Annotated in this window: 21 protein-coding genes; 5 read left to right on the top strand and 16 right to left on the bottom strand. The window is 46.1% G+C overall.

The features are described 5' to 3' along the window. Window positions 1-22: 22 nt before the first annotated feature. Both fliG and fliF read right to left on the bottom strand, forming a co-directional pair. Window positions 23-1,018 (bottom strand): flagellar motor switch protein FliG, encoded by a 996-nt coding sequence (gene fliG / locus ACO0K8_RS04620; protein ID WP_422945440.1) that lies wholly within the window; start codon window positions 1,016-1,018, stop codon window positions 23-25. Next, window positions 1,011-2,732 carry a flagellar basal-body MS-ring/collar protein FliF gene (gene fliF, locus ACO0K8_RS04615; protein ID WP_422945439.1) on the bottom strand — a complete coding sequence of 574 codons (1,722 nt, stop codon included), beginning with the start codon at window positions 2,730-2,732 and terminating at the stop codon, window positions 1,011-1,013. The genes fliG and fliF overlap by 8 nt, the downstream gene beginning before the upstream one ends. A 196-nt stretch (window positions 2,733-2,928) precedes the next feature. Between fliF and fliE the strand changes: the two genes are divergently transcribed. Next, window positions 2,929-3,276 (top strand): flagellar hook-basal body complex protein FliE, encoded by a 348-nt coding sequence (gene fliE / locus ACO0K8_RS04610; protein WP_422945438.1) that lies wholly within the window; start codon window positions 2,929-2,931, stop codon window positions 3,274-3,276. A gap of 263 nt (window positions 3,277-3,539) precedes the next feature. On the opposite strand, the gene ACO0K8_RS04605 is transcribed toward fliE, so the two are convergent. The 10 genes from ACO0K8_RS04605 to ACO0K8_RS04560 form a co-directional block, all read right to left on the bottom strand. Beyond that, window positions 3,540-4,301 (bottom strand): flagellar brake protein, encoded by a 762-nt coding sequence (locus ACO0K8_RS04605; RefSeq protein ID WP_422945437.1) that lies wholly within the window; start codon window positions 4,299-4,301, stop codon window positions 3,540-3,542. Between the two features lie 88 nt (window positions 4,302-4,389). Continuing rightward, complete coding sequence (locus tag ACO0K8_RS04600; protein WP_422945857.1) at window positions 4,390-4,692, bottom strand: EscU/YscU/HrcU family type III secretion system export apparatus switch protein; 303 nt, start codon at window positions 4,690-4,692, stop codon at window positions 4,390-4,392. Then, complete coding sequence (locus ACO0K8_RS04595) at window positions 4,679-5,896, bottom strand: flagellar hook-length control protein FliK (RefSeq protein WP_422945436.1); 1,218 nt, start codon at window positions 5,894-5,896, stop codon at window positions 4,679-4,681. The genes ACO0K8_RS04600 and ACO0K8_RS04595 overlap by 14 nt, the downstream gene beginning before the upstream one ends. A 35-nt stretch (window positions 5,897-5,931) precedes the next feature. After that, on the bottom strand, window positions 5,932-6,261 hold the full coding sequence (locus ACO0K8_RS04590; RefSeq protein ID WP_422945435.1) for a flagellar protein FliT: 330 nt from the start codon (window positions 6,259-6,261) through the stop codon (window positions 5,932-5,934). 3 nt (window positions 6,262-6,264) lie between these two features. Further along, a complete protein-coding gene (gene fliS, locus ACO0K8_RS04585; protein ID WP_422945434.1) occupies window positions 6,265-6,735 on the bottom strand; it encodes a flagellar export chaperone FliS in 471 nt (156 codons plus the stop codon). A 37-nt stretch (window positions 6,736-6,772) separates the two neighbouring features. After that, a complete protein-coding gene (gene fliD, locus ACO0K8_RS04580; protein ID WP_422945433.1) occupies window positions 6,773-8,794 on the bottom strand; it encodes a flagellar filament capping protein FliD in 2,022 nt (673 codons plus the stop codon). Window positions 8,795-8,912: 118 nt separating this feature from the next. Next, window positions 8,913-9,284 (bottom strand): flagellar protein FlaG, encoded by a 372-nt coding sequence (locus ACO0K8_RS04575; RefSeq protein ID WP_422945432.1) that lies wholly within the window; start codon window positions 9,282-9,284, stop codon window positions 8,913-8,915. 100 nt (window positions 9,285-9,384) lie between these two features. Beyond that, window positions 9,385-10,929, bottom strand: coding sequence for a flagellin (locus tag ACO0K8_RS04570; RefSeq protein WP_422945431.1), 1,545 nt, complete (start codon window positions 10,927-10,929; stop codon window positions 9,385-9,387). A 543-nt stretch (window positions 10,930-11,472) separates the two neighbouring features. Next, window positions 11,473-13,113 carry a GGDEF domain-containing protein gene (locus ACO0K8_RS04565; protein WP_422945430.1) on the bottom strand — a complete coding sequence of 547 codons (1,641 nt, stop codon included), beginning with the start codon at window positions 13,111-13,113 and terminating at the stop codon, window positions 11,473-11,475. A 73-nt stretch (window positions 13,114-13,186) separates the two neighbouring features. After that, window positions 13,187-13,834: a response regulator gene (locus ACO0K8_RS04560; RefSeq protein ID WP_422945429.1), complete on the bottom strand. Its 648-nt coding sequence runs from the start codon at window positions 13,832-13,834 to the stop codon at window positions 13,187-13,189. Between the two features lie 123 nt (window positions 13,835-13,957). On the opposite strand from ACO0K8_RS04560, the gene greB reads away from it, so the two are divergent. Beyond that, entirely contained in the window at window positions 13,958-14,512 is a 555-nt protein-coding gene (gene greB, locus ACO0K8_RS04555) for a transcription elongation factor GreB (protein ID WP_422945428.1), read from the top strand. 48 nt (window positions 14,513-14,560) lie between these two features. Next, window positions 14,561-15,919 (top strand): DUF3422 family protein, encoded by a 1,359-nt coding sequence (locus ACO0K8_RS04550; RefSeq protein ID WP_422945427.1) that lies wholly within the window; start codon window positions 14,561-14,563, stop codon window positions 15,917-15,919. A gap of 65 nt (window positions 15,920-15,984) precedes the next feature. Here the strand turns inward: ACO0K8_RS04550 and ACO0K8_RS04545 are convergent, their stop codons facing one another. The 4 genes from ACO0K8_RS04545 to ACO0K8_RS04530 form a co-directional block, all read right to left on the bottom strand. Next, on the bottom strand, window positions 15,985-18,267 hold the full coding sequence (locus ACO0K8_RS04545; protein ID WP_422945426.1) for a RelA/SpoT family protein: 2,283 nt from the start codon (window positions 18,265-18,267) through the stop codon (window positions 15,985-15,987). 44 nt (window positions 18,268-18,311) lie between these two features. Next, window positions 18,312-18,515 (bottom strand): DNA-directed RNA polymerase subunit omega, encoded by a 204-nt coding sequence (rpoZ, locus tag ACO0K8_RS04540; protein ID WP_126129279.1) that lies wholly within the window; start codon window positions 18,513-18,515, stop codon window positions 18,312-18,314. A gap of 9 nt (window positions 18,516-18,524) precedes the next feature. After that, window positions 18,525-19,172 carry a guanylate kinase gene (gene gmk, locus ACO0K8_RS04535; RefSeq protein WP_422945425.1) on the bottom strand — a complete coding sequence of 216 codons (648 nt, stop codon included), beginning with the start codon at window positions 19,170-19,172 and terminating at the stop codon, window positions 18,525-18,527. Window positions 19,173-19,307: 135 nt separating this feature from the next. Next, window positions 19,308-20,225, bottom strand: coding sequence for a YicC/YloC family endoribonuclease (locus ACO0K8_RS04530; protein WP_422945424.1), 918 nt, complete (start codon window positions 20,223-20,225; stop codon window positions 19,308-19,310). A gap of 159 nt (window positions 20,226-20,384) precedes the next feature. On the opposite strand from ACO0K8_RS04530, the gene ACO0K8_RS04525 reads away from it, so the two are divergent. Both ACO0K8_RS04525 and ACO0K8_RS04520 read left to right on the top strand, forming a co-directional pair. Then, window positions 20,385-21,398 carry a serine/threonine protein kinase gene (locus tag ACO0K8_RS04525; RefSeq protein ID WP_422945423.1) on the top strand — a complete coding sequence of 338 codons (1,014 nt, stop codon included), beginning with the start codon at window positions 20,385-20,387 and terminating at the stop codon, window positions 21,396-21,398. Window positions 21,399-21,458: 60 nt separating this feature from the next. Then, on the top strand, window positions 21,459-22,394 hold the full coding sequence (locus tag ACO0K8_RS04520; RefSeq protein ID WP_422945422.1) for a PP2C family protein-serine/threonine phosphatase: 936 nt from the start codon (window positions 21,459-21,461) through the stop codon (window positions 22,392-22,394). Window positions 22,395-22,398: the final 4 nt, after the last annotated feature.

Raw genomic sequence — 22,398 nt, 5'->3', positions numbered from 1 at the left:
TAGTTCCCCTTTTGGTATCATGCTAGACATAAGAATCTTCGCCTTTTGCACCTAACATGATTTGTCCCTCATCGGCTAGACGCCGAACGATTAAGAGTATTTGTTTTTGTTGCGCCTCTACCTCTGATAGGCGCACGGGTCCTTTTGATTCCAAATCTTCGCGCATCATTTCCGCTGCACGTTGCGACATATTTTTAAATATTTTTTCTCGCATATCTGGATTGGCTCCTTTGAGTGCAACGATCAAGGAATCCGATTGTACTTCGCGTAGCAATAGCTGTATGCCTCTGTCGTCAATCTCAAGAATGTTGTCGAATACGAACATTTCATCCATGATTTTTTCAGCCATGTCTCCGTCATATTTACGTAGGTTTTCCATTACTGAAGCTTCGTTTTCTCCACTCATGAAGTTTAATATTTCAGCGGCGGCACGAACGCCTCCTATAGATTTTTTCTTTAGACTTTCATTACCGGTTAGTAGTTTGGTCAAAACATCATTGAGTTCACGTAAAGCGGCCGGCTGAATGCCATCAAGTGTTGCTATGCGTAAAATGACATCATTTCTTAGGCGTTCAGTAAATTGATTTAATATTTCACATGCCTGATCACTTTCCAGATGGACTAAAATTGTGGCGACAATTTGAGGGTGCTCATTTTTGATTAGCTCGGCGACGGAAGGCGAATCCATCCACTTCAGGCTTTCGATTCCGCTGGCGTCTTTTCCTCCCAATATGCGGTTTAGCAATGAGGCTGCCTTGTCGTCACCTAGTGCCTTGGTCAGCACGTTACGTATGTATTCGTCCGAGTCCAAACCTACCGATGAACTTAAGTCCGCGACCGCTTTAAATTCTTCCAATACTTTTGCGATGGCCTCATGCGGAATAGCTCCGATAACGGCCATTGCAGCACCAATTTTTTGCACTTCTCTTGGTCCAAGGTATTTCATCACTTCCGAAGCTCCATCTTCGCCAAGTGCCAGCATTAAGGTTGCAGCCTTTTGTACGCCTTCGTCACTCATTATTTATCCATGTTTTAAGTACGTTTGCCACAATCTTAGGATCGCTTGCCGCCAATTGTTTTGCCATATCTAGATTGATTTCGTAAGTGGACATAGGTTTTATTATTTTTCCGTCTGCATCGCGTGACAGGCTTACGATGGACCCATCCTCATTTAACTCATCTTCAATGCCGCCCTCCAATTTTTGCTTTTCGTCGGCTGCTGCTTTTAATTCTATCTCAGTAGCCTGTTTTGTTTTGTCTATTTCTTTTCCCATGATTTTATAAAGCATAGGCTTGAGGTAACCGAAAAACAAGTATAAGAGAACTAAGGCAGTAAGTAGATATTTCCCTATTTCTTTGGCTGTCTGAATGGTGTCTGGTTGCTTCCAAATAGGTAACTCAACCAAATTTTCTTTTTCTGGACCTGCGAAAGGGCTGTTGACAATATTTAAGGTGTCGCCGCGCTCCTTGTTAAATCCCATTGCTTCCCGGGCTAGGTCATTGATCTGGGTTTTTTCGATATCAGTCAAGGCTCGGCTCGTAATTTTCCCCGCCTTGTCTGTTTCATTTTTATAGTTAATAACTATTGCCACTGACAATCTCTTGACTCCACCCATAGGAAGTTGTGTGTACTTGATAGTTTTATCAACTTCATAATTTACTGTTGAATCTTTCTGAGTTAATCCTGTGTTAGATGCAGCACTGCTTTGATTTGCTGCCCCTGAGGCTGTAATTGGAGCTGTCGCCGGTACTGGTGGCTGGTTTGATAGTGCCCCGGGGATACCCGACGGATTGGCATTCTTGACGAACGATTCACTATTCTGTTGACTGCGCATAGTGAAAGCTTCAGGTGGCGAATTGGGGCGATAAGTTTCTGCTGCTTGTTCACTTCGAGAAAAATCAATATCCGCGGTGGCTTCCGCATGCACGTTGTGAGCACCGACTATAGGCGAGATGATAGATTCTATTCTTTTAACTATGTTTTGCTGGAACTCCTGCACATATTTTAATTGTGACGGATCCAGATTGTTGCCTGTAACTTGCTTGCTTGGATCTGATAATAAATTTCCATTTTGATCAATAATAGTCACGCTTTTTGATGACAATTCTGGCACGCTGCTGGCAACTAGATGCAAAATCGCGCTTACTTGTTGTTGATCAAGTACTCGACTTGGGTAAAGGTTGAGTAAGACCGAGGCGGTTGGCTTTTGCTGTTCTCGAACGAAAACTGATGATTTAGGGATAGCCAAATGAACTCGGGCAGTCTGGACTGCGGATACTGCCTGTATTGACCGTGCCAGTTCGCCCTCCAACGCTCGTTGAAAATTCACTTGTTCCAAAAATTGTGATGTACCCAGCTTTTGATTCTCCATCAATTCAAAACCGACGTTTCCACCTTTTGGTAAGCCCTGAGATGCGAGCTTTAATCTTGCATCATGTACTTGATTGGCTGGCACCAGGATTGCTATGCCACCTTCCGAATATTTGTAAGGAATATTCATTTGCTGAAGAGATGCCACGATGGCGCCACCATCTCTATCATTAAAGTTGGAAAATAGGACGCGGTAATCGGGTTGCTGGCTCCACATCCAAATGCCAATCATGATGGCTAATGTTATTGCTGCACCGACTGATAATAAGATGGTACGCATCCCTGGCACTTGAGATAAACCTGCAAAGCCAGGTATCACTGGAACTGGTGTGGCTAATGCTGCATCGTTAGCGGTTGCCATGATGCGCCTCTTTTACAGTGTTGATGAGAATAGTTCGCTGCATTTCTAATTCCATTTGGGTTTTTTCCTTGATATTAATTTTGATGCTATTTTCTGAAATCAAATCCAAGAAAAACGCCTTCTTTCCCTTTCTACTCACCGTAAGGTATTCGATGCGGAATGTTAAGGTGTTTAAGTGACAAAAAAGGAGTAAAAAATGAAAGTAGGTGGAATAGATACCAGCCGGATAGAGGCGATGGTTGCACAATTAAAAGCTGCTGGTGCACGCATGGAGGCAAATGGGCTCGATGGCATCAGCTCAGGTACTCAGGCGCCAGGGAAATTAGATTTTGCAGATGCCTTGAAAGCGTCTTTGGATCAGGTGAATCGTGCACAAAGTTCGTCTCAGCAACTAGGCGAGAAATTTGCTCTTGGTGATGATAAGGTCAGTCTATCTGACGTGATGATTTCCATGCAAAAGGCAAACATTTCGTTTCAAACAACGATTCAAGTTAGAAATAAACTCATATCGGCCTATCACGACATTATGAATATGCAAATATAAAATTTGAGACCGAGTAAAAGAGGGCAGGGCAAGTCATGGCGATTTTGTCCTGATTCGTTATCAAACTCCGAATCTCAATCCTTGTCATTCCCGCCCATGTGGGAATTTAATTTGGTCATCACGTGCACCTCAATATTGTCGGCGCGCTTCCACTATTTTATTTCTTGATTCCCGTATGCATGAGAACGACAAAAGTGTCTTCATTCTGAATGTGGGAGCTATTCTGGGTTTTCTAGCACTTGATGCAATGTGAATGAAGTTGCCTATATGCGCCCAGCCAATTTTGCATTACGCTCTCGCTCGAGCTTCATAATGTAACGTTGAATGCTCGCCAATACGCCACTCGATAGGTTGATAAACTGACATCCTAGGCGGCGATTGCTTTTCCCATTGAGAAGTATTAAATCTTGAGTACTTCTAATTTGTAAGTCTACCGTGATGATGCCAGTGGAGGGAAGATCTATTTTGCAGTTTTGATAAATTTTACCAATTTCATTGCCTAGCATTTTACGGTCGTCTAACAGGGCGATACCTCCACAACTAATATCCACCAATGAAATTTGCACGTTTTCAATGCCTGTTTCTTCGTCTAAAGGAATAACGCAACGTATCGGATTAGAAAGTGGGGTGTTAATCCTGTAATACTCGCGCCGCTGTAAGCGTATTAAACTCGTTGGTATCGCCAACTTCAAGGCAGGACGACCGTCGACACTTGTATTTTGTATACTGCTTGATGAAAACTGTATGCTAATTTTATCTAATAGTCCTTCAAAATAAACTCTTGGTGCTTCTATCATTCGTTGATTGGCTAATTGGCCTGGTGCACAATCTATAATAAGAGAATTATTTGTGTCGTCGACGTCGATTACAGTAGTGATGAAAATTTCTGCACCGTCTGAGATCATCATGCTTATGAACTGATTATTATCCTTGAGTCCACGCATCAAGGCGATTATTTCTCGCCTGGAATCAACTTGAAATGGATGCTGATTTTCGGTGCCGAGTGATGGGGGGGACGATTGCATATGTGGGGGGCTAGTGTGAATGAATCTTTATTTTTTTGGGTTCGCGTTAAAAATGCGACTGGTTTTTCGTAATACAGTCCTCCGCCTTCTAAGGTTTTTGGGCTATTGTCGACAAACCTGACGATTTCTCAGTCTCGATATGGTATAGCCAAGCTAATAGTTCTGCAACAACGCGATAAAGATTTGGTGGAATATCCTGGTCCAAATCCACTTTCATTAGTAGCGACACCAACTCCTTCGATTGATGGATAAAGACACCATGCTCCTTTGCCCGGGCAATGATCTCTTCTGCGATAAGTCCTTTGCCTTTTGCTACGACTTTAGGGGCATTGTCTCCTGTTTGATAGGCAATTGCGACTGCAGTACGATTTGTTGGATTAGGCTTGTTCATCATGTTTTACGCTGATGGCTTGTAAGGATGTGCCAAGTTGATTGAGTGTCTCAATCAAATCAGAAGCGTGCTCCTGTAGAGAATGAACCGTGTTGACTGTGTTTGATCGCAAGGAAAGCTGTATTTGGCCAGCGTTCAAATTGATATTGGCCGCAACCACACCTAGCAAAGGCAATTCAAACCTTACTGTGCTTTGCCATTGAACATCTGTGTCGGTCTCTCCTTGACTGTTGTCGCCATTTTTTTTATCGCGTGTAATCTCCCATTCAAATGGAAGGTTTGGGAGTAGTCTGCCTTGCATTGCCAGTTTTTGCTCTTCAAGGCTGTCAAGTTGTAGGTGTATGAGTTGCGCCAAATGCGCTTGGGTATCATCGTTAAATGTAGATGCTGCAAAATTGATGGATGCCGCATTGTTCATTTGAGCTTGCGGTTCCCGCATTAAGTCACTTTTGGTAAATTTACCTTCAGCCCAACTTGCAACATGGGACTCGTAAAATAAACCACTGCTAGATACACTTTGACGCAAGTGGTTCGCCAGTTTTTCTGGATTAGTAAAATCGTCACTGTTTTGTAGTGTCAATGTTTTAGATACCAGTGAGGTGTTAGATCCCTGTAACTCTGCTTCTTTTAAGATGCTATTAATGAGTTTTCCAACGTTGCTTAGCCTGGTTGGGGTGCTAGTGCCTGCGTCTTCGCCAAGTTGCGCTTGAGTTTGCGTATCATCTGAGTGTACGACTTTTGAACCTGCGATTGCTGCTGTTGTGCCTGTTTCTATATCGAGTAGATATGAACCTGATGCATCAAAATTCGTTTTCGGGGTAAGCGCCGATGCGTTGTCCGCTTTGCTGTCGGGTAAAAAATTGTTAACGAGATCTTGTCTCGCGAAGGTGGCGATTGAAGTGCGATCACCGTGCTCACCAAGTAAGAAAGTCGGGCGCGGGGTAAGCGCAAGCAAAGTGAGTGGAATAGAGTCCCCCACTTTTGACTCTTGCGGTAAAGCCATGCGGGCGGTTGCTCCAGCTATCTTGACAAAAAAAGTACCATCGTTTCGGCGAGAGAGTATTTCTCCCTGAATTTGTTTGCCAATGACAAGCTGACTTAATTTTGACGCGACTTCTTGTTTGGTCGCGGTAATTGCAGCCGAGGCAGAGGGGGCTTCGATGGTGATGCCAGGCCTACTATTAATGTCGACCCGTGGCAGCATGATATTGACTCAATCGTAAGCGAATATTCAAAAAATTAATTGGCACCGTAACTTTGAGATAATTTGCGATTTGACTCGGAATTTTTCATTAGTTTAGATAGCTGTAACATCCAAGGTTCAGTAATGTTGCGAATCTCTTTGTCATCGGCTAGAATTTTTTTGATGATCGCAATTTTTCTATTCTTGATGTCTAAAGGTAGATCAAGTTCGGTATCTTTGTTTTTGATCTCTTGTACTTTTGTATAGCAAGTCATTTCCAATTCGGTGAGCAGATCCCAATCGGCCGACTTCGCCGCATCGAGCATGCGATCAGTAATTTCAGCGACATTTTCGTAGATAGAAATCATTTCCATACTATTCAACATGAATCAAGCCTCCAGATGGTTGGTTGTACGAGGAGCCAATGCGTCATAGCTTTGCTTTGGTAGCTCGGTGACTGCGGTGGGGATGGGAGCGATCGTGTCCCAAGTTATCTTTAAATCTCTTAATAGCTCGCGGATTTCTATTAGTTTAGCCGAGTCATTCTTCAAATTGGCAAACAGCAACTGCTGGCTCATGTACTCATACAGCGCATCAAGACTAATGGCTATTTCTCCGCCCACTTTTTTGTCTAGACTGGCGCGCAGCCCATTCTCTATGATTGCTATTGCTTTTGAGATGGAAAGCCCCTTCGCAGGAATATTTCCAGCATCTAAATAATTTAAGGCATTAGAAATCGCCGTAATTGCACCATCAAATAACATGACTATCAACTTATGAGGGGTGGCTGCAATGACACCCGTCTCTATACCCACTTTGGCATAGGCGTTTGCTCCGCGAGCCTGAGTTGATCCAAACATAATTTGCCCTAACACTGATAAATATTTTAACGAACTGTTATTTTGAAAGTGAAGCCAGTTGCTGGGTTAGGAAATTGGAGGTACTAGTCATTTTGCTGATCATTGTATCCAAAGACCCAAATTGAATTCTGTAGCGTTTTTCAATTTGAGCCAAGTTGGCGTTAGCCAAATCCCTACTTTTTGTAAGTGATTTCAATGATGCATTTAGGCCATTTGTTCTTGCAGAAATGAGTCCATCCGAAGCGAGTAAGCTGGTTGTTAGTTTGTTAAATTGGGCTGCGTAACCTTGTGAGTAGTTAACAGTGCCGCGCGCGCCCAAACTGCCGCCAGTAACCGTAAGATTAATGCCTTCTGATGCGTCGTTTTTTGCACCAGTAAGAACTTGACCAAGTCCAACCGCAGCGACGCCATTAATGGTGCCCGCAACATCTGAACCAGCAGTGCCAGTTCCAAGATTTAAATTTGCAGCTCCATTGCCGGCCGTAATGTTCGCAGTCGAAACGGAGCCGTATTTGTTAGATGTAATATTTAATATCCCGCCTGTTTCAGTGACCGTTACACTAGCGCCATCTGTCTTGAAACTCGCTACGCCATTGATTTTGGTTTGAATTTCAGCAGCCAAAGTAGCGGCACTCGCATAAGTTGTCTGCCCCAGTTTGATAGTGGCAGTTTTGCCGTCGATTTGTACGTCAAGCGTATCATTGCTAGCATCAATCACCAAACTAGTTGGCGCTGCAGAAGCGGTCGTGCTGCCCTTGGTGGCAAGTGACGATATGTTAACAGCATAAGCGCCTGGTACTGTTTTATCCGATACGCCAGTATAGGCAACTAAAGTATCGCTGGTTTTACCCGCTACGGCAAAAAGCCCCGCAAAATCGCCAAAATTACTATCAATCGCGCTCTGTAATTTCGCGCTATTGATCGTCATTGTTCCGTCTTTTTCCAGCGTAATACCTATTTTGGAAAGATTCGTGAATGAATTTGTACCACCTACCACGGGCGCGTTTAAAACTCCGTGAATTTGTGTTTCTATCGAGCGTAAGACCGATTCACCATTTAAAATTGCACTGGCTTTCGTATCTGCGTTATACGCAACCGCATCTTTAAGCGTTTTATTTATGTCGTTGTAGGATTTCACGAACGCATTTACGGCGGTAGAAACCGATGCGGTGTCCCGCGCTACCGTAATGCTTGTAGCGCTTGCTACATTTGTTTTGAGCAAGGTGAGGGTGACACCAGAAATGGCGTCGCTGACAGTATTGTTCGCTTTAGATATTGCAATGCCGTCAATCTTAAACTCAGCATTTTGAGCAGTCTGGGTTTCTGCTAGCGCTTGCGCGTTGGCTGGGTCGTGATTCAGCAAGCTTGATAGCGCAGTGCTGGTGCCAGGAGCATCGTCAACCACGGACATCTTTAAACTATTATTTTTACCAGTGCCGGTCCCTGAAAAAGCTAGGCGATATGGCGAAGTGCCGCCATCGTTAACAATGGTCGCAGTCACTCCAACATTGGCTTTGTTGATGGCATCGCGTATGCCTGAGAGAGAATTATTTGTGTCGTCAATCGTCACTGTTTTGATGCCCGCGCCATTACTAGTGAAGCTTCTTCCCGCACCGCTGTATTTACCTGTAACTGGATCGAAACTGCCTGTAGGACCTAAGTCTACTGTGCCGAAATCAAACGTGATGACGCCGTTGCTTATGGCTGCAGTTGCGCTAGCTTGTCCGACCGCAGCGAGTTTTTGTGACTGGGCTAATTTACTCACTTCTAACGAGTAACTGCCTGCAGCGGCCGAGGTGGATGCGCTCACCGAAGCGACGCTTGCATCGCCCGTTGTACCGCGTACGGCTTGAAATTTGCTGATGTCAGAAAGGGCACTGACGGAAGTTTGGAATTGTGAAATTGCACCTTTGAGTGTACCAAAACCGGTGAGCTTAGCTTGATAGCTGGCTTCTTTGCGATTTAGAGCCACGATAGGTTGCTGTTCGGTCGCCATCAGTTTACTGATGATACCGTTGACATCTAAATTAGAACCTATGCCGGGTGATGAAATGCCCACAGTAAACTCCTGACGAAAACCGTAGTATAAATGTGTATAGCAGATGCCAAATGAGATGTTAGAAGCGGAATACCGGGTCTATTCAAAGCTTGTCATCGATCTCATACAGATAATAAATTTATACTTTTTCTTTGATTAACTTACCTATCATTTGATCTAGTGATTTGGCGATCTCTATCGCTTCCTTGCTAGGCATCTGACGAATGACTTCTTTGGTTTGTGGATCGATGATCTTGACGATATTTTGCTTACTATCAGTATCAATAGAAAACTCTATACCTTGGGACAATGCCTGCATCGATTTATTAATGTCGCTCACAGCCTGCTTAACTTGTTCTGCCGATGGCGCAGGCAGCACTCTAGTCACTGCGTCCGTGGTTTGCACGGGGGCAGCTTTGGTGTTTGTTATTGCAGGTGTCGTGCCCGGCTGCTTAGCATCAACCGCCCGTGGTATTGGTGTGGCAAGGTTGCCCACTGCTCCGATTTCCATGATGAATTCTCCATTGTATAAACCCGGCTGAACGAGCTCAGCCGGGTCGTACATCTACATCTAAGTTACATCTTACTGCTTTTCACTGCTGTTTAAGGTATTAACCACGTAACAGTGTCAATACGCCATTTGGTAAGGCGTTAGCCTGTGCCAACATCGCAGTACCAGCTTGTTGCAATACTTGGTTACGAGCTAAACTTGCTGTTTCTTGTGCATAATCGGTGTCCAAGATACGACTACGCGCAGCGCTAAGATTCTCAGAACTTGATTGCAAGCTACTGATAGTAGTACTGAAACGATTTTGCAAAGCACCCAAAGAAGCGCGCGAGGAACTGATATTGGCGAGTGCCGAGTCAATTACTTGTAGTGCACTGTTGGCGCCAGTCGGAATGCCATTTGTGAGGGTGGTCACATCGATAGCTGAGACCGCGCTCAACGTACTGCCAACAGCGCCATTGGCAACGTCGAAGATGCCTGAAGTTGCCACACTACTTGACACCGTAAAAGCGGACGATGAATTAAATTTAACTGTGCCGCCAACCGTTGCCGTATCGGTTGCAGTTCCTGAGGCTGTTAAAGTTACCGCAGTACCGGCTGCGCCTGCACTAGTGGTACCTGTTACAGTAATGGCAGTTTGCGCAGTTAAGTTGTTGACGCCAATGTCGTAACCCTTATCTTGTGCTAAGTCAATTGCGCCAGTGGTGAGGTTAGCGATCGCGGTAATTCCTGTTTGTCCGCTTTGTGCATTAATTGCATTGGCGAGCCCGGCAACGTCAGTCGAAGTTGCTAACGAGGCAGAAATTGTGACTGGATTAGCGTTACCATTGGCTTTTGGAGCCCCTTGTAACGTCAAACTAACGTTACCTGCTACAAAGCCAGCGAGCGTTGCCGAAGTAGTTGCCGTGGCCGAAACACCCGTAGTTCCTGCTGCACTTGTGACTGCTGCTGCAACTTTTTGTGCCGATGAACCAATTGTTAAAGTCGTATTTGGAATGGTTGCAGATGTACCATTACCTTGAACAGTAATTGCTTGAGCTAAAAAGACGTTGGCGGCAATTACTCCAGTAGCGGCACCCAGATGCGCTTGAGTTAATGTTGTTGCGGCGGTTGCTGCGTTGGCGCCAACGTTGTTGTTGCCGATCGCGTTCGCTTGAGCACTTCCTATGGAGAAATTGATTGTTTGATTAGCGTTGGCTCCAACCTGGAATTGCGCATTATTCAACGAACCATCGAGTACATTTTGGCCGTTAAACTGAGTCGTGCCGGCAACGCGGTTGATCTCTTGCTGGATCTGGCTAACCTCTTGTTGTATCGAAGAGCGATCCGACGCTGAGTTAGTACCGTTGGCAGCCTGTACTGACAAAGTACGCATACGTTGCAACAAATCAGTGGTCGTCGACAAGCCGCCTTCAGCGGTTTGCGTCATTGAGATACCGTCGTTAGCATTACGTGCTGCTTGATTGAGACCGTTGACTTGACCTGTCATCCGGTCAGAAATCGCCAAACCTGCTGCGTCGTCTTTGGCGCTATTGATGCGCAGACCGGAAGAGAGGCGTTGAATCGACGTCGTCAGGGCATTTTGCGATGAAGTAAGATTGCGCTGAGCATTGAGCGACGGGACATTGGTATTGATTACTGAGGACATTTTAATACTCCTTGACTAAGTTATTCAAATTTGGCGATTCGCCTTAAACTTTGGTCTGTCTTACTTTGACTTTCGGACCGCCGTTGAATTTGGTAACGGACGTTGTTCTGAAATATTTAATTACTTAACGGAAATAAATATGTTTTTTTTGCCTTAAGTTTTTTCTCTTATACCGTTCATCGACAAGAATTGAAAATACTTTAGGGCTAAAAAAGCTTTATTTTTAGCTGATTTTCACCCCAAAAACCGATTAGCTGCGATTGCGGAAGTGGATTTAGGGCTCATTGCATGGCTATTTTTATCCTCGTTTTGCGTTTGGGCTGGAGCGGGCTTCAAAAAAACTGTTAATTGGGATGCTGTGCAAGGAGCTAACCGGAGCAATACGGCGGTATTGCGAGGATTGGCAACGTTGCGAACCGCACGATTAAAGGATTTTTAGAAGTTCCCATGCTCTATCACGCATATCCCATGCGCCTCGCAGGCCAAATATGCCTTGAAAGGCGCATGGGATATGCGCGCCGGAGTATGTTGCAAAAAAACGGGTCAGGCAGCTTTAACTACACGGTTTTTACCGGTCTTTTTGGCTTCGTACATGGCGGCATCAGCGCGTTTGATAGTGGCATCTTGGGTTTCTCTTGGCGCGCGTAAGGCGACTCCTGCGCTAAAGGTAATAAACAGGCGTTGATCGTTGGCTGAGAAAAAATGGGTAGTGAGTTCACGTTGCACTCTTGTCATTGCCATTGCAGCTTCGTCCAGCGTGGTTTCTGGCATTACGATTAAAAATTCCTCGCCGCCGTAGCGGGCGATCACGTCGATAGAGCGCAGTGTCTGCTTGACGATGCGCACCAAGTGCACCAAGGCCTCATCCCCAGCCGAGTGGCCATAGGTGTCATTGAGCTTTTTGAAATTATCCAGATCGAGCATGGCTGCGCATAGCGGTGTGCCACGGCGGTCGGCGCGGTCCGCTTCTCGTTCGAAGACGTCGTCCAGTCCACGTCGGTTTAGGCTGCCAGTAAGTTGGTCTTCTCTGACCAGTTCGCTCATGTGGGCCAGTTTGTCTTCGAGTTCCTTGATTCTTACTTCCGATTCTTTGACTTCTTTTTGTGCCGCTACCATGATGTCATGCGAGCGCATGGTTTCAATTTGCACTGTCTGTGTCTCGTCTAAGATGGCACCGATTAATTGATTGACTTCCCCAGTATCCCGGGTGTTGCTAATTTGCTTGGAGTATTTGGCGATTTTCTCGTGATAGGTGCTAGTGCTATTGGTCATCACGTCGAGCCTGTCGATAAAGGTCGCCATCATATTCTTGACCGAGGTCTTGGATTCATCAATGCTGTGTTTTAACACACCTTGCTTATAGATGACGTCCTTTAGGCTACGCGTTGCTTCTTGCAGCGCCCTATGATCAATAGGGCCCGAGATGAGGTTCTGTATTACTTCAATTTGACCGCGCAACCAATTGTCATCGTCGAGTAGTTCTCTGACGTTTTCTAGCAATAATCCAAATAGACGTAGCAAGAGTTCTTGTTGTTCGGCGGTATCGCCACTTTTGAGTTCAATCTGAAAGCACAGTTGCTTTAAACGATTACTGATTTGATTCAGGCTGCCTTCGTTCTCTGCCGCTTTGACGGCGCTTCCAAGTGCTTCGGCTTCTTCTGCCAATTCTGGATTTGGTTTTAGGAGCGAGGTGAGGGCTAAACTCAGGGTCCGAAACAACAGATCCTTCAGTATCTGTGGACGTTGATCGGCAGTATTGACGTCGTCGACCAAAGAGATTCTCGGAGCAGCGACTGGCAAAGGGTCGACTAAGCTAATCGCTGCGCTGAGCGGCTTTACATTCACTTTTTCGGCAAGTTGGTTCAATCCTTTGCTGTAATCTTCCCAGTCGCCACTCTTGATGGCGCGACTAAAACGATGCCCAAAATTGGCCAACTCGCCTTGGGATTGCTGTAAATTCTGCGCAAAACCGTTAAGTAATTTTTCTGCCTCGGTCGGGGCTAAGGCTACGGCGGTTATTTCGCTGATAGATTCCGGTTCGGCCGGAACGCCGGAAATTTCCGTGTATAACTTGCGATAGGCTTCCGGCGTTGGAGCAATACGTTCTATGGCCAAGCGGCGGAAAGTTTCTCTGGCGATGTCGGTCGGCGTCTTAAACGAGGTATCACTTGGCTTCTTTGACATGGCAGGCTTCCCGTCTGTTATGGATGCGATTTAGGCTTAATGAATGTGAGTATTTCTTGCTGCTATACCCAGATTACTCGACTAATTGGCGCTTGATTGCGTAGTGGGTTAATTCTGCATTATGACGTAATTTCATCTTGAGTAAAATTCTGGATCGGTACTCGCTGATGGTTTTTACCGACAAGGACAGTTCCTTGGCAATATCGCTGACGGATTTTCCTGAGGCGATCATTCTCAGTGTTTGGAATTCACGATCGGATAAAGTCTTGTGTAGTTCACCCTCATACTCTTGGGTCAGATTATTCGCTAATTCTTGTGCCAGTGCCGGGCTAATATATTTTAAGCCAGCCGCTACCTGTCGAATCGCACTGATGATTTCATTTGCGCCGCTAAGTTTGTGCAGATAACCGGACGCGCCCGCTTTATGCATGCGTACGGCGAACTGGTCTTCTTTGTGCGCAGAAAAAACAATGACTGCAGTTTGAGGTAATTCGCTTTTTATTTGTTTGAGTACTTCTATCCCACTTTTATCTGCCAAAGAGATTTCCAAGATAAGAACCTGGTGCGCGATTTGGCGCGACAGCCTAATCGCTTCCAGTCCTGAGTTCGTCTCGCCGACAACGCTGATGTCATGCGTGCTCGCGAGAATTTTCTTTAAGCCTTCCAGTACCACTGGGTGTTCATCGGCGATAATTACTTTGATTGCTGCATTGTCAGTCATGCATATGCCTAAGGTCTGATGCGATAGGGGTCGCTAAGGTAGGTGAGTTGCTATTTTATAAGGGATTTGCACTTGTGGTGTGTAGATAACAAAAAAAATGCTGTAGTCCGCTACAATGAGCTGATGAATAAAGCATTTATAAAAGAAACTGAGCAGTCTGAAGACGACGAGCAAGCGAACGCTACGCCAGAAATTCCTGCCGGGGCAAAAAATTACATGACGCCTGAAGGACATCAGGCAATGAAGACTGAGTTTTTGCGCCTGATCGATGTGGACAGGCCAGAAGTGGTCAGCATCGTCTCTTGGGCAGCATCGAATGGCGATCGTTCTGAGAATGGCGATTATATTTATGGGAAACGCCGTCTGCGAGAGATTGATAGACGTCTGCGCTTCCTTAGCAAACGTCTGGATATTGCGGAAGTAGTCGATCCGCGCGTCCATCATGGCTCGGATCAAATATTTTTCGGTGCTACCGTGGTCTACGAGAATCATTTGGGTGAGGAAGTTACCGTGACCATTGTCGGCGTCGATGAATTTGACCCTTTGCGCGGAAAAATCAGCTGGGTATCACCGGTCGCTCGTGCACTCACCAAAGCAAGAATTGGTGATGCCGTCAGCCTACATACGCCTCTAGGTATGGATGAGTTGACGATACTTAATGTGAGCTATCCCGCCTAATTATTTCGCCTCAGCCCAGTTGAATTTGCATTAAATTTTCGGAAAATTATGAGCCTCGTTTATTCGCAATTAAATCACCCTTTACGTATACCGCTTGCTGCAGAAATTCATTCCCGTCCTTCATTGCGTCTGCGCGCTCCCGAGGCGATCACCCATCTGGCAGTGTATTCCAAAGCTGACGGCAATAGCGGGCAGGATAATCTTGGAACACAGTTGCAAATCCTGGGCGCATTCTGTGGCTATTTCGGGGTGGCGAGTCCTTCTGGTGATGCCAAATATTTTTTCCACGACTTCGGCCGTTTTCGCCTGAAATGGGAATGCCACACAGAATTTGCGACTTTTACTTTTGTCGAGAATGAAAATGGGGAGGATGTTACTGAGCATGGTGCGAGCGAGGCCTTTCTACGGGTTCCCGTAAAGCATCTACCACAGCAGTGGTTGCTCGATTTGAAGGGAACTATCATGGTGGCCGCCCATGTGGTGTTAATCCCAGCGAACGGCAATCAAGCAAATCAGATTGATGACATCAGCGCAACGTTTCCCGGTAGCGTCTTAGTTGGTAGCGGTGTCTTGCAACGTGGTGAAATTTGGACAGATTTTCTGATTCATCCAGATGGGTTTAGCCGTTTTATTGTCAAAGATCTCGATTTCCTGGATCAGCAAGCGGGGCGCATTGTTCAGCGCTTACTTGAGATCGAAACGTATAGGATGATGGCCTTATTAGGTTTGCCGTACGCTCAAAAATCCGCTCCTGTTCTTTCTGTGATCGAGGATGAATTGGTCAAATTGACAGCGGATATGACGATGAGCGCGCAGACGATCGATCAGATGCCGGCCAGTGATGAAGCGGATCCTGAACAGGTGCTGCTACGTAAAATCATCGATCTGGCAGCGCGAACCGAAAGACTTTCTACAGAAAATAGTTACCGTTTTTCTGCTTCTAAGGCCTATTTTAGTTTGGTTCAATCGAGAATTGAAGAGTTGCGGGAATGCAGAATTGAGGGAATTCCTACCATTGAAGAATTTATGGATAGGCGGTTGGCGCCGGCGATGAATACCTGTGAGGCAATTTTGCGGCGTCAAGTGACTTTGGCGGATCGGATCGCACATACCAATGATTTATTGCGTACTCGCGTAGGAATAGTGCAAGAGCAGCAGAACAGGCGGATTTTGCAATCAATGAACGCTCGTGCGGCGCAGCAATTGCGGCTCCAGCAAGCGGTTGAGGGTTTATCTGTAGCGGCCATTACTTACTACGTCGCTGGTCTATTTAGTTACGCAGGTAAAGCGCTTAAGGCGATAGGAGTGCAAATTAATCCTGATCTGGCGACTGGCTTATTGATCCCTGTGATCGCGGTTGCCGTTTGGCTGGGATTGCGCCGCATGCATCGAAGCTTGAGTCATTGAGTTTGGGCGTTTTGACGTACGATGCTGCTTGCTGGTATGTCAACGCAATAAAAGTTAGACGCAAATTAACCGTGTTCGCGCCAAATTTTACTTACACCGCTGAGATGCTTGACGTTACGCATTAGGCGCGCCAAGTGGGTACGGTCTTCTATCTGTATCGTAAAATGAATATTCGTGATGTCGTTGGCTTGACCGTCTTCTATGCTGACATGGCTAATGTTGGCATCGGACTCACCAATTTCTGCGGCTATACGAGCCAATGCTCCGCGTTCATTATTCGTCATTGCGGTGATGCGACAATCAAAGCGGCGATTTAAATCGTCGCCCCAATTAACATCGATCCAGCGATCTGGTTCTTTAACGCGCAAGCGTTTGGCATTTTCGCAATAATCAGTGTGCACAACCAAGCCTTGATCGCGCTTGAGTTGGCCGACGATACCGTCGCCAGGTATCGGTAAGCAGCAGGTGGCTAGTTGTACCGAAACACCTTCGCTGCCGTAAATAATGACAGGTTCAGGTTTGCTTGATTTTTCACCTTCAAACTCCTGGAACGGGATAGAAGGGGAGTCGTCTTCTACCAAATCAAGGATGTGACGCGCCACGAGTGCTGCCATGCGCTTACCAATTCCTATGTCGGTATGGATTTCTTCCAGTGACATGGCACTGGATTCGTTGAGAAGTTTGTCGACTAGCGAAGCCGGTAGCTCCGGATTGAGATGCACCGCCATTAAGGCTTGCGCCAATAATTGCTTGCCCAATTCGGTCGATTCGTTAAGGCTAATCGTACGCAAATAATGGCGTATCGCCGAGCGCGCCTTTCCAGTTCGGACGTAGGTTAGCCAATTTGGTGTTGGATGTGAATTGGGAGACGTAATGATCTCAATAATATCGCCATTTTTCAACTCGGAACGCAAAGGCACCGGATCGTTGTTGATCCGTGTGGCGATCGCCTGATCACCGATATCTGTGTGAATATTGTAGGCAAAGTCGAGCGCGGTGGCGCCACGAGGTAAAGCGATAATTTTTGATTTTGGCGTAAAGACGTAGACCGAATCGGGGAACAGATCAATTTTTACGTGTTCTAAAAACTCCGCAGAATCTCCGGTTTGCTTCTGAATATCGAGCAAGGACTGTAGCCATGCATGTGTGCGTTGTTGTAAATCCGTTAAGCTATCATCTTCGTTCTTATACAGCCAGTGCGCCGCCACGCCCGATTCGGCCACATGATGCATGTCTTGGGTGCGTATCTGAAACTCCACCGGCGTGCCATAAGGGCCAATTAAGGTGGTATGCAGTGACTGATAGCCATTGCTCTTTGGAATAGCGATGTAATCTTTGAATTTGCCTGGCATGGGCTTATACAGCGCATGCAGAGTGCCAAGGGCAAAGTAACTATTGGGGAAACTGCTAACAACGACACGAAAACCATACACGTCCAGAACTTGCGAAAAGCTCAGGCGTTTGTCGGCCATTTTTCGATAAATACCGTAGAGCGTTTTTTCTCTGCCGTACACTTCGGCAGTTAAACCAGCACTACTCAAAGCGGCTTTGACCGCATCCATGATCTTATTTACTACTTCGCGCCGATTGCCACGTGCTGCTTTTACCGCTTTGGCCAAGGTTCTGTAGCGCATAGGGTAAATGTGGGCAAACGCTAAGTCTTGCAATTCTCGATAAATATTATTCAGGCCCAAGCGGTGTGCAATGGGCACATAAACTTCCATTGTTTCGCGGGAGATGCGCCTTTGTTTTTCTGCAGACATCACACCTAGGGTGCGCATATTGTGCAAGCGGTCAGCCAGTTTAACGAGAATTACACGCACATCGCGTGCCATCGCCAGTAGCATTTTTCTGAAATTTTCAGCCTGTGCTTCTATCTGGCTTTGAAATTCAATTTTTTCAAGTTTCGACAATCCGTCTACCAGCGCTGCCACTGGCGCGCCAAAACGCTCGATCAACTCTTCTTTTTTGACATCCTGATCTTCCATGACGTCATGTAAGAGAGCTGCCATGATGGCTTGCACATCGAGCTTCCATTCGGCGCATATTTCTGCGACTGCGATAGGATGAGAAATGTAAGGTTCGCCAGATCTGCGTACTTGACCAAGATGCATCTCATCAGAAAAGCGATAAGCTTCCTTGACTAGTTTTAAGTCGGCAGCACTGAGGTATTCGGAAAGTTGCTTGGTGAGTTCGGTAATGGAGGCTGAACCTGTCACAGCAGGCCGTGAAGATGTATCAACGGCAGTGTGGCTTGTAGCGGGTACTTTTTTTCTGGACGTGAGGAGATGCGCTACCGATTTATCAGAAGCGGCCGGAATAGAGGAAGAGTTGTCTGTAAGATTCATTCTGTCTAATCCCAAGCCGATTCACGATCGTGATGCTAAATAGCTTAAAACGGCACTTTTTTCAGCATCTCGATACCAACTTTGCCTTCAGCGATTTCACGCAAGGCAACGACAGTCGGTTTATCTTTAGATTCGATTTTTGGTGTATGGCCTTGCAACAACTGGCGAGCACGATATGTTGCGCATAAAGTCAGTTGAAAGCGATTAGGGATGTTTTTCAGAGCATCTTCAATTGTGATACGTGCCATAGTGGCTCCTTAAATGATGGGGTTGGCATGGATGCCCAGTTGGGCAAACAGCGCTGTATTGCGCGACGCTTGCTGCGCGAAGCGGCAGCGGGTGGCCTTAACAATTGCATTTAATTCTGACAATGCAAGCGCAAATTCTTGGTTGATAATAACATATTCGAACTCAGACGCGTGCGCGATTTCGCCTCCCGCAGCTAAAATTCGTCTGGTAATGACGTTCGGTTCGTCTTGTCCGCGTTTTTTTAGCCGGTCTTCCAAGGCTGCAATGGATGGTGGTAATATGAAAATACCAACGGCTCCGGGGAAACGCTTTTTAACCTGTTGCGAGCCTTGCCAGTCGATTTCTAGCAAGATGTCCGTGCCAGCGGCCATTTGTTGTTCAATTAAAATTCTGGAAGTGCCATAGTAATTGCCATGCACTTCAGCTGATTCCAAAAATTCTCCGTTGGCCCGGCGTTCTAAAAAATTTTCGACCGAGGTGAAATGATATTCACGACCATTCACTTCGCCCGGACGCGGGTCTCTGGTGGTAAAAGAGATAGAAAGCTTGATCGCCGGCTCTTGCTGGAGCAGGGCGTTGACCAGAGTCGATTTGCCGGCGCCCGAAGGGGCTGCAACTAAAAATAGGCTGCCGGCTGTGGGTGTGTTTGTTTGCATAATGGCCTCCGGTAAAAAAAGGTGGACGTCGTACTAATTAAAAAGGGGGGAGTATCCCAATAAAACACCCCAATTACGCAGTCTGGACGTGCGGTGTAAAAATATACTGGCGGCAGTATAGAGAAAGATTGCGGCTTATTCAAGATTCTGAACTTGCTCACGCATTTGTTCTATGAGTAACTTTAGTTCCATGGAGGCATCGGCTAATTCTTTAATGGCCGCTTTTGCACCGAGAGTATTGGCTTCGCGGTTGAGTTCTTGCATCATAAAATCCAGTCTTTTCCCGACTTGTCCACCGGTTTTCAGTATGTGTCTGGTTTCCGTTAAATGTGCTGAAAGTCGCGCTAACTCTTCGGTGACGTCGATACGTATCCCATACATGGTGACTTCTTGACGTATACGGTCCAGTGCTTCGTCGCGGGTAACTGTCTGCGCAGCATTGGACGGAGCGTTGTTTAAGGCTAAGCCCAGTGCTTCTTCGAGCCGGCTCGTAGCTTTTTGTTGAAATTGTTGCACTACTTTTGGCATTAGAGGGGTAATGCGTTCAACAATTTTTTCCATGCCGTCGACACGACTAAGTAGGGCCAATTCCAATGCAGAACCTTCGCGCTCCCGACTGAGAATAAATGCTTCCAACGTCGACTCTATGGTAGACGCAATGGTCGCCTGCAGCGTGTCGACATTGACTTCTGCTTCCTCGATTAAGCCTGGCCAGCGTAAAATTTCGTAACTGCTTAGAGGCGCGGCGTCGGGGAAGCGGGCGTTGATGGTTGACTGAAAATCGGCAATTTGATTGATCACCAAGGTATTAAGCGCTTTACCTGCCGCAGTATTGATGTTTTTTCCGAAACTGAAGCGACACTCTACTTTTCCACGTTGCAGCCTGCGTGCAATCGCTTCTCTAAATAAGGGTTCAACGGAACGGAAATCGTCGTTAATCCGGAATTGCAGGTCGAGAAAGCGTGAATTGACGCTCTTGATTTCTATAGTAATCGTTCCCGCATCGTTCTCTTTTGTGCTGGTTGCATAACCAGTCATACTGTAAATGCTCAATTGTTTTCCTTGGTATGCTGTTACGATAGGGGGAATTATTTGTAATTTAACGAAATAATGGAATAAACCCCGGTTTTGGTTAGGATTGGTCTTAGCGAGACTTTACAAAAACAAGAATAATCAACACAATCCTCATAAATTTGATGGATATAGGAAGATATGGCCGCACAAAATAATGCCCCCTTGCCAGATGGCTTGGAAATCGCTGGATATCGTATTGTAAAGAAAATTGCCTCTGGCGGGTTTAGTATTGTTTATCTCGCTTCAGATGAAGATGGCAATGCGGTCGCGATCAAGGAATATTTACCTAGCTCTCTGGCGTTACGTCAGCAGGGCGAATTGGTGCCATCAATTTCTTCAGAAAACTTACCGGTCTATCGCATAGGCTTGAAATGTTTTTTTGAGGAAGGGCGGGCTCTTGCAAGAATCGCCCATCCGAATGTAGTGAGCGTTCTTAATTTCTTTCGTGCTAATGAAACCGTCTACATGGTGATGGCTTACGAGTCTGGTCGCTCTTTGCAAGAACATATACTGCGTCGCCGCGACAAGGGTGAAAAACCTTTGGTTTCCGAGCGTTTTATCCGACGCATGTTTAATTTGGTGATGAACGGCTTGCGCGAAGTACATACCAATAAGTTACTGCATTTAGACTTGAAGCCTGCAAATATTTATCTGCGGCTTGATGGCACGCCAATTTTGCTTGATTTCGGTGCGGCACGTCAAACTCTGAAAACAGATTTGCCTAAACTGTATCCTATGTATACTCCTGGCTTTGCTGCTCCCGAGCTGTATTCCAAGAATGGAAATTTAGGACCTTGGACCGATATCTATAGCATAGGGGCGTCAATTTTCGCCTGTATGGTCGGAGCTCCGCCACAGCCTGCGGATCAACGCAAGACTATGGATAAAATGGAAAACCACTATCGTAAATTAGAAGGCTTATACTCGCCTGAGTTAATTGATGTCGTGCGTATGTGCCTGAAGATTGATCCATTAGACAGGCCGCAAAGCGTGTTTGCTTTGCAAAAAGCTTTGTCAGCGGTCTCCGTGCCGAAAAAAGAACTTACGCTCATGGAGAAAACAAAACACAAGATTTCTTCCATGTTTCAGTTTGGACGTGGTGCCGGAAATAGTAGGGATGACACTACCATACACGACAGTTCGCAGATGTAAAGGCGCGTTCATGTTCCTATATTTTTTAATCTAAGCGTAGTAATTTAATAAAATAATTTCATGCGATTTTCTGTCTATCAAGCGAGCAATATCGGGGGCCGTAAGGTCAATCAAGACCGTATGGGCTACAGCTTTACCCGTGACACTATTTTGCTGTTATTGGCTGATGGTATGGGGGGGCACATTCTTGGCGAGGTGGCAGCGACAGTGGCCATGCAAACCATAGGGAATTTGTTTCAGCAACATGCGCATCCCATGATAGTGCGACCTGAACGATTTCTCGAGGACAGTTTTCTGGCAGCACATAACGAAATTCATCGTTATCGTACCGAGAATAATCTACCAGAAACGCCTCGCACTACCATCGTTGCATGTTTAATTCAAAACGGTCATGCCTATTGGGCGCACTGCGGCGACTCACGCTTGTATTGGATGCGCAATGGGCAAATTTTGTTGCGCACCAAGGACCACTCGCGGCTCGAGACATTGATCGCGCAAGGCAAGGTTGATCCTTCTGAGCGTCACACCCATCCCGATCGAAATAAGTTGTTTAATTGCCTGGGCGCGCCGAATGCGCCTATCGTTGAGTTGTCCCGGCGGGCCGCCTTGCAAGCTGGTGATTTGATACTATTATGTTCCGACGGCCTTTGGTCGGTCTTGCCAGATCACGTTTTGGCACAGCGATTAAGCGAGCACACGATAGTACGTGCCATTCCTGAATTGATCCACTCGGCCACCGATATCGCAGGAAAACAAAGCGATAATGTGACGGCTCTGGCGATGATGTGGGAAGGTAATGGCAATCTCGATGACGCCTCAATTATTTCAACCAACACACTGCCAGTGGGGTCTATGACGACCACGATCCAGGCCACTTCGGCGGATGATATGGAAGCGGCTGAAGTTGATATTTTCAACGATGCTGAGATAGAAAAAGCCATTGCTGAAATCCGTAACGCAATTCATAAATCATCCCGTATTACTACAAAGAATTAAACTT

The sequence above is a fragment of the Undibacterium sp. Ren11W genome (genome assembly GCF_049340485.1).
Classification (GTDB): Bacteria; Pseudomonadota; Gammaproteobacteria; order Burkholderiales; family Burkholderiaceae_D; genus Undibacterium.
This window is presented reverse-complemented; position numbering and strand designations above follow the sequence as displayed.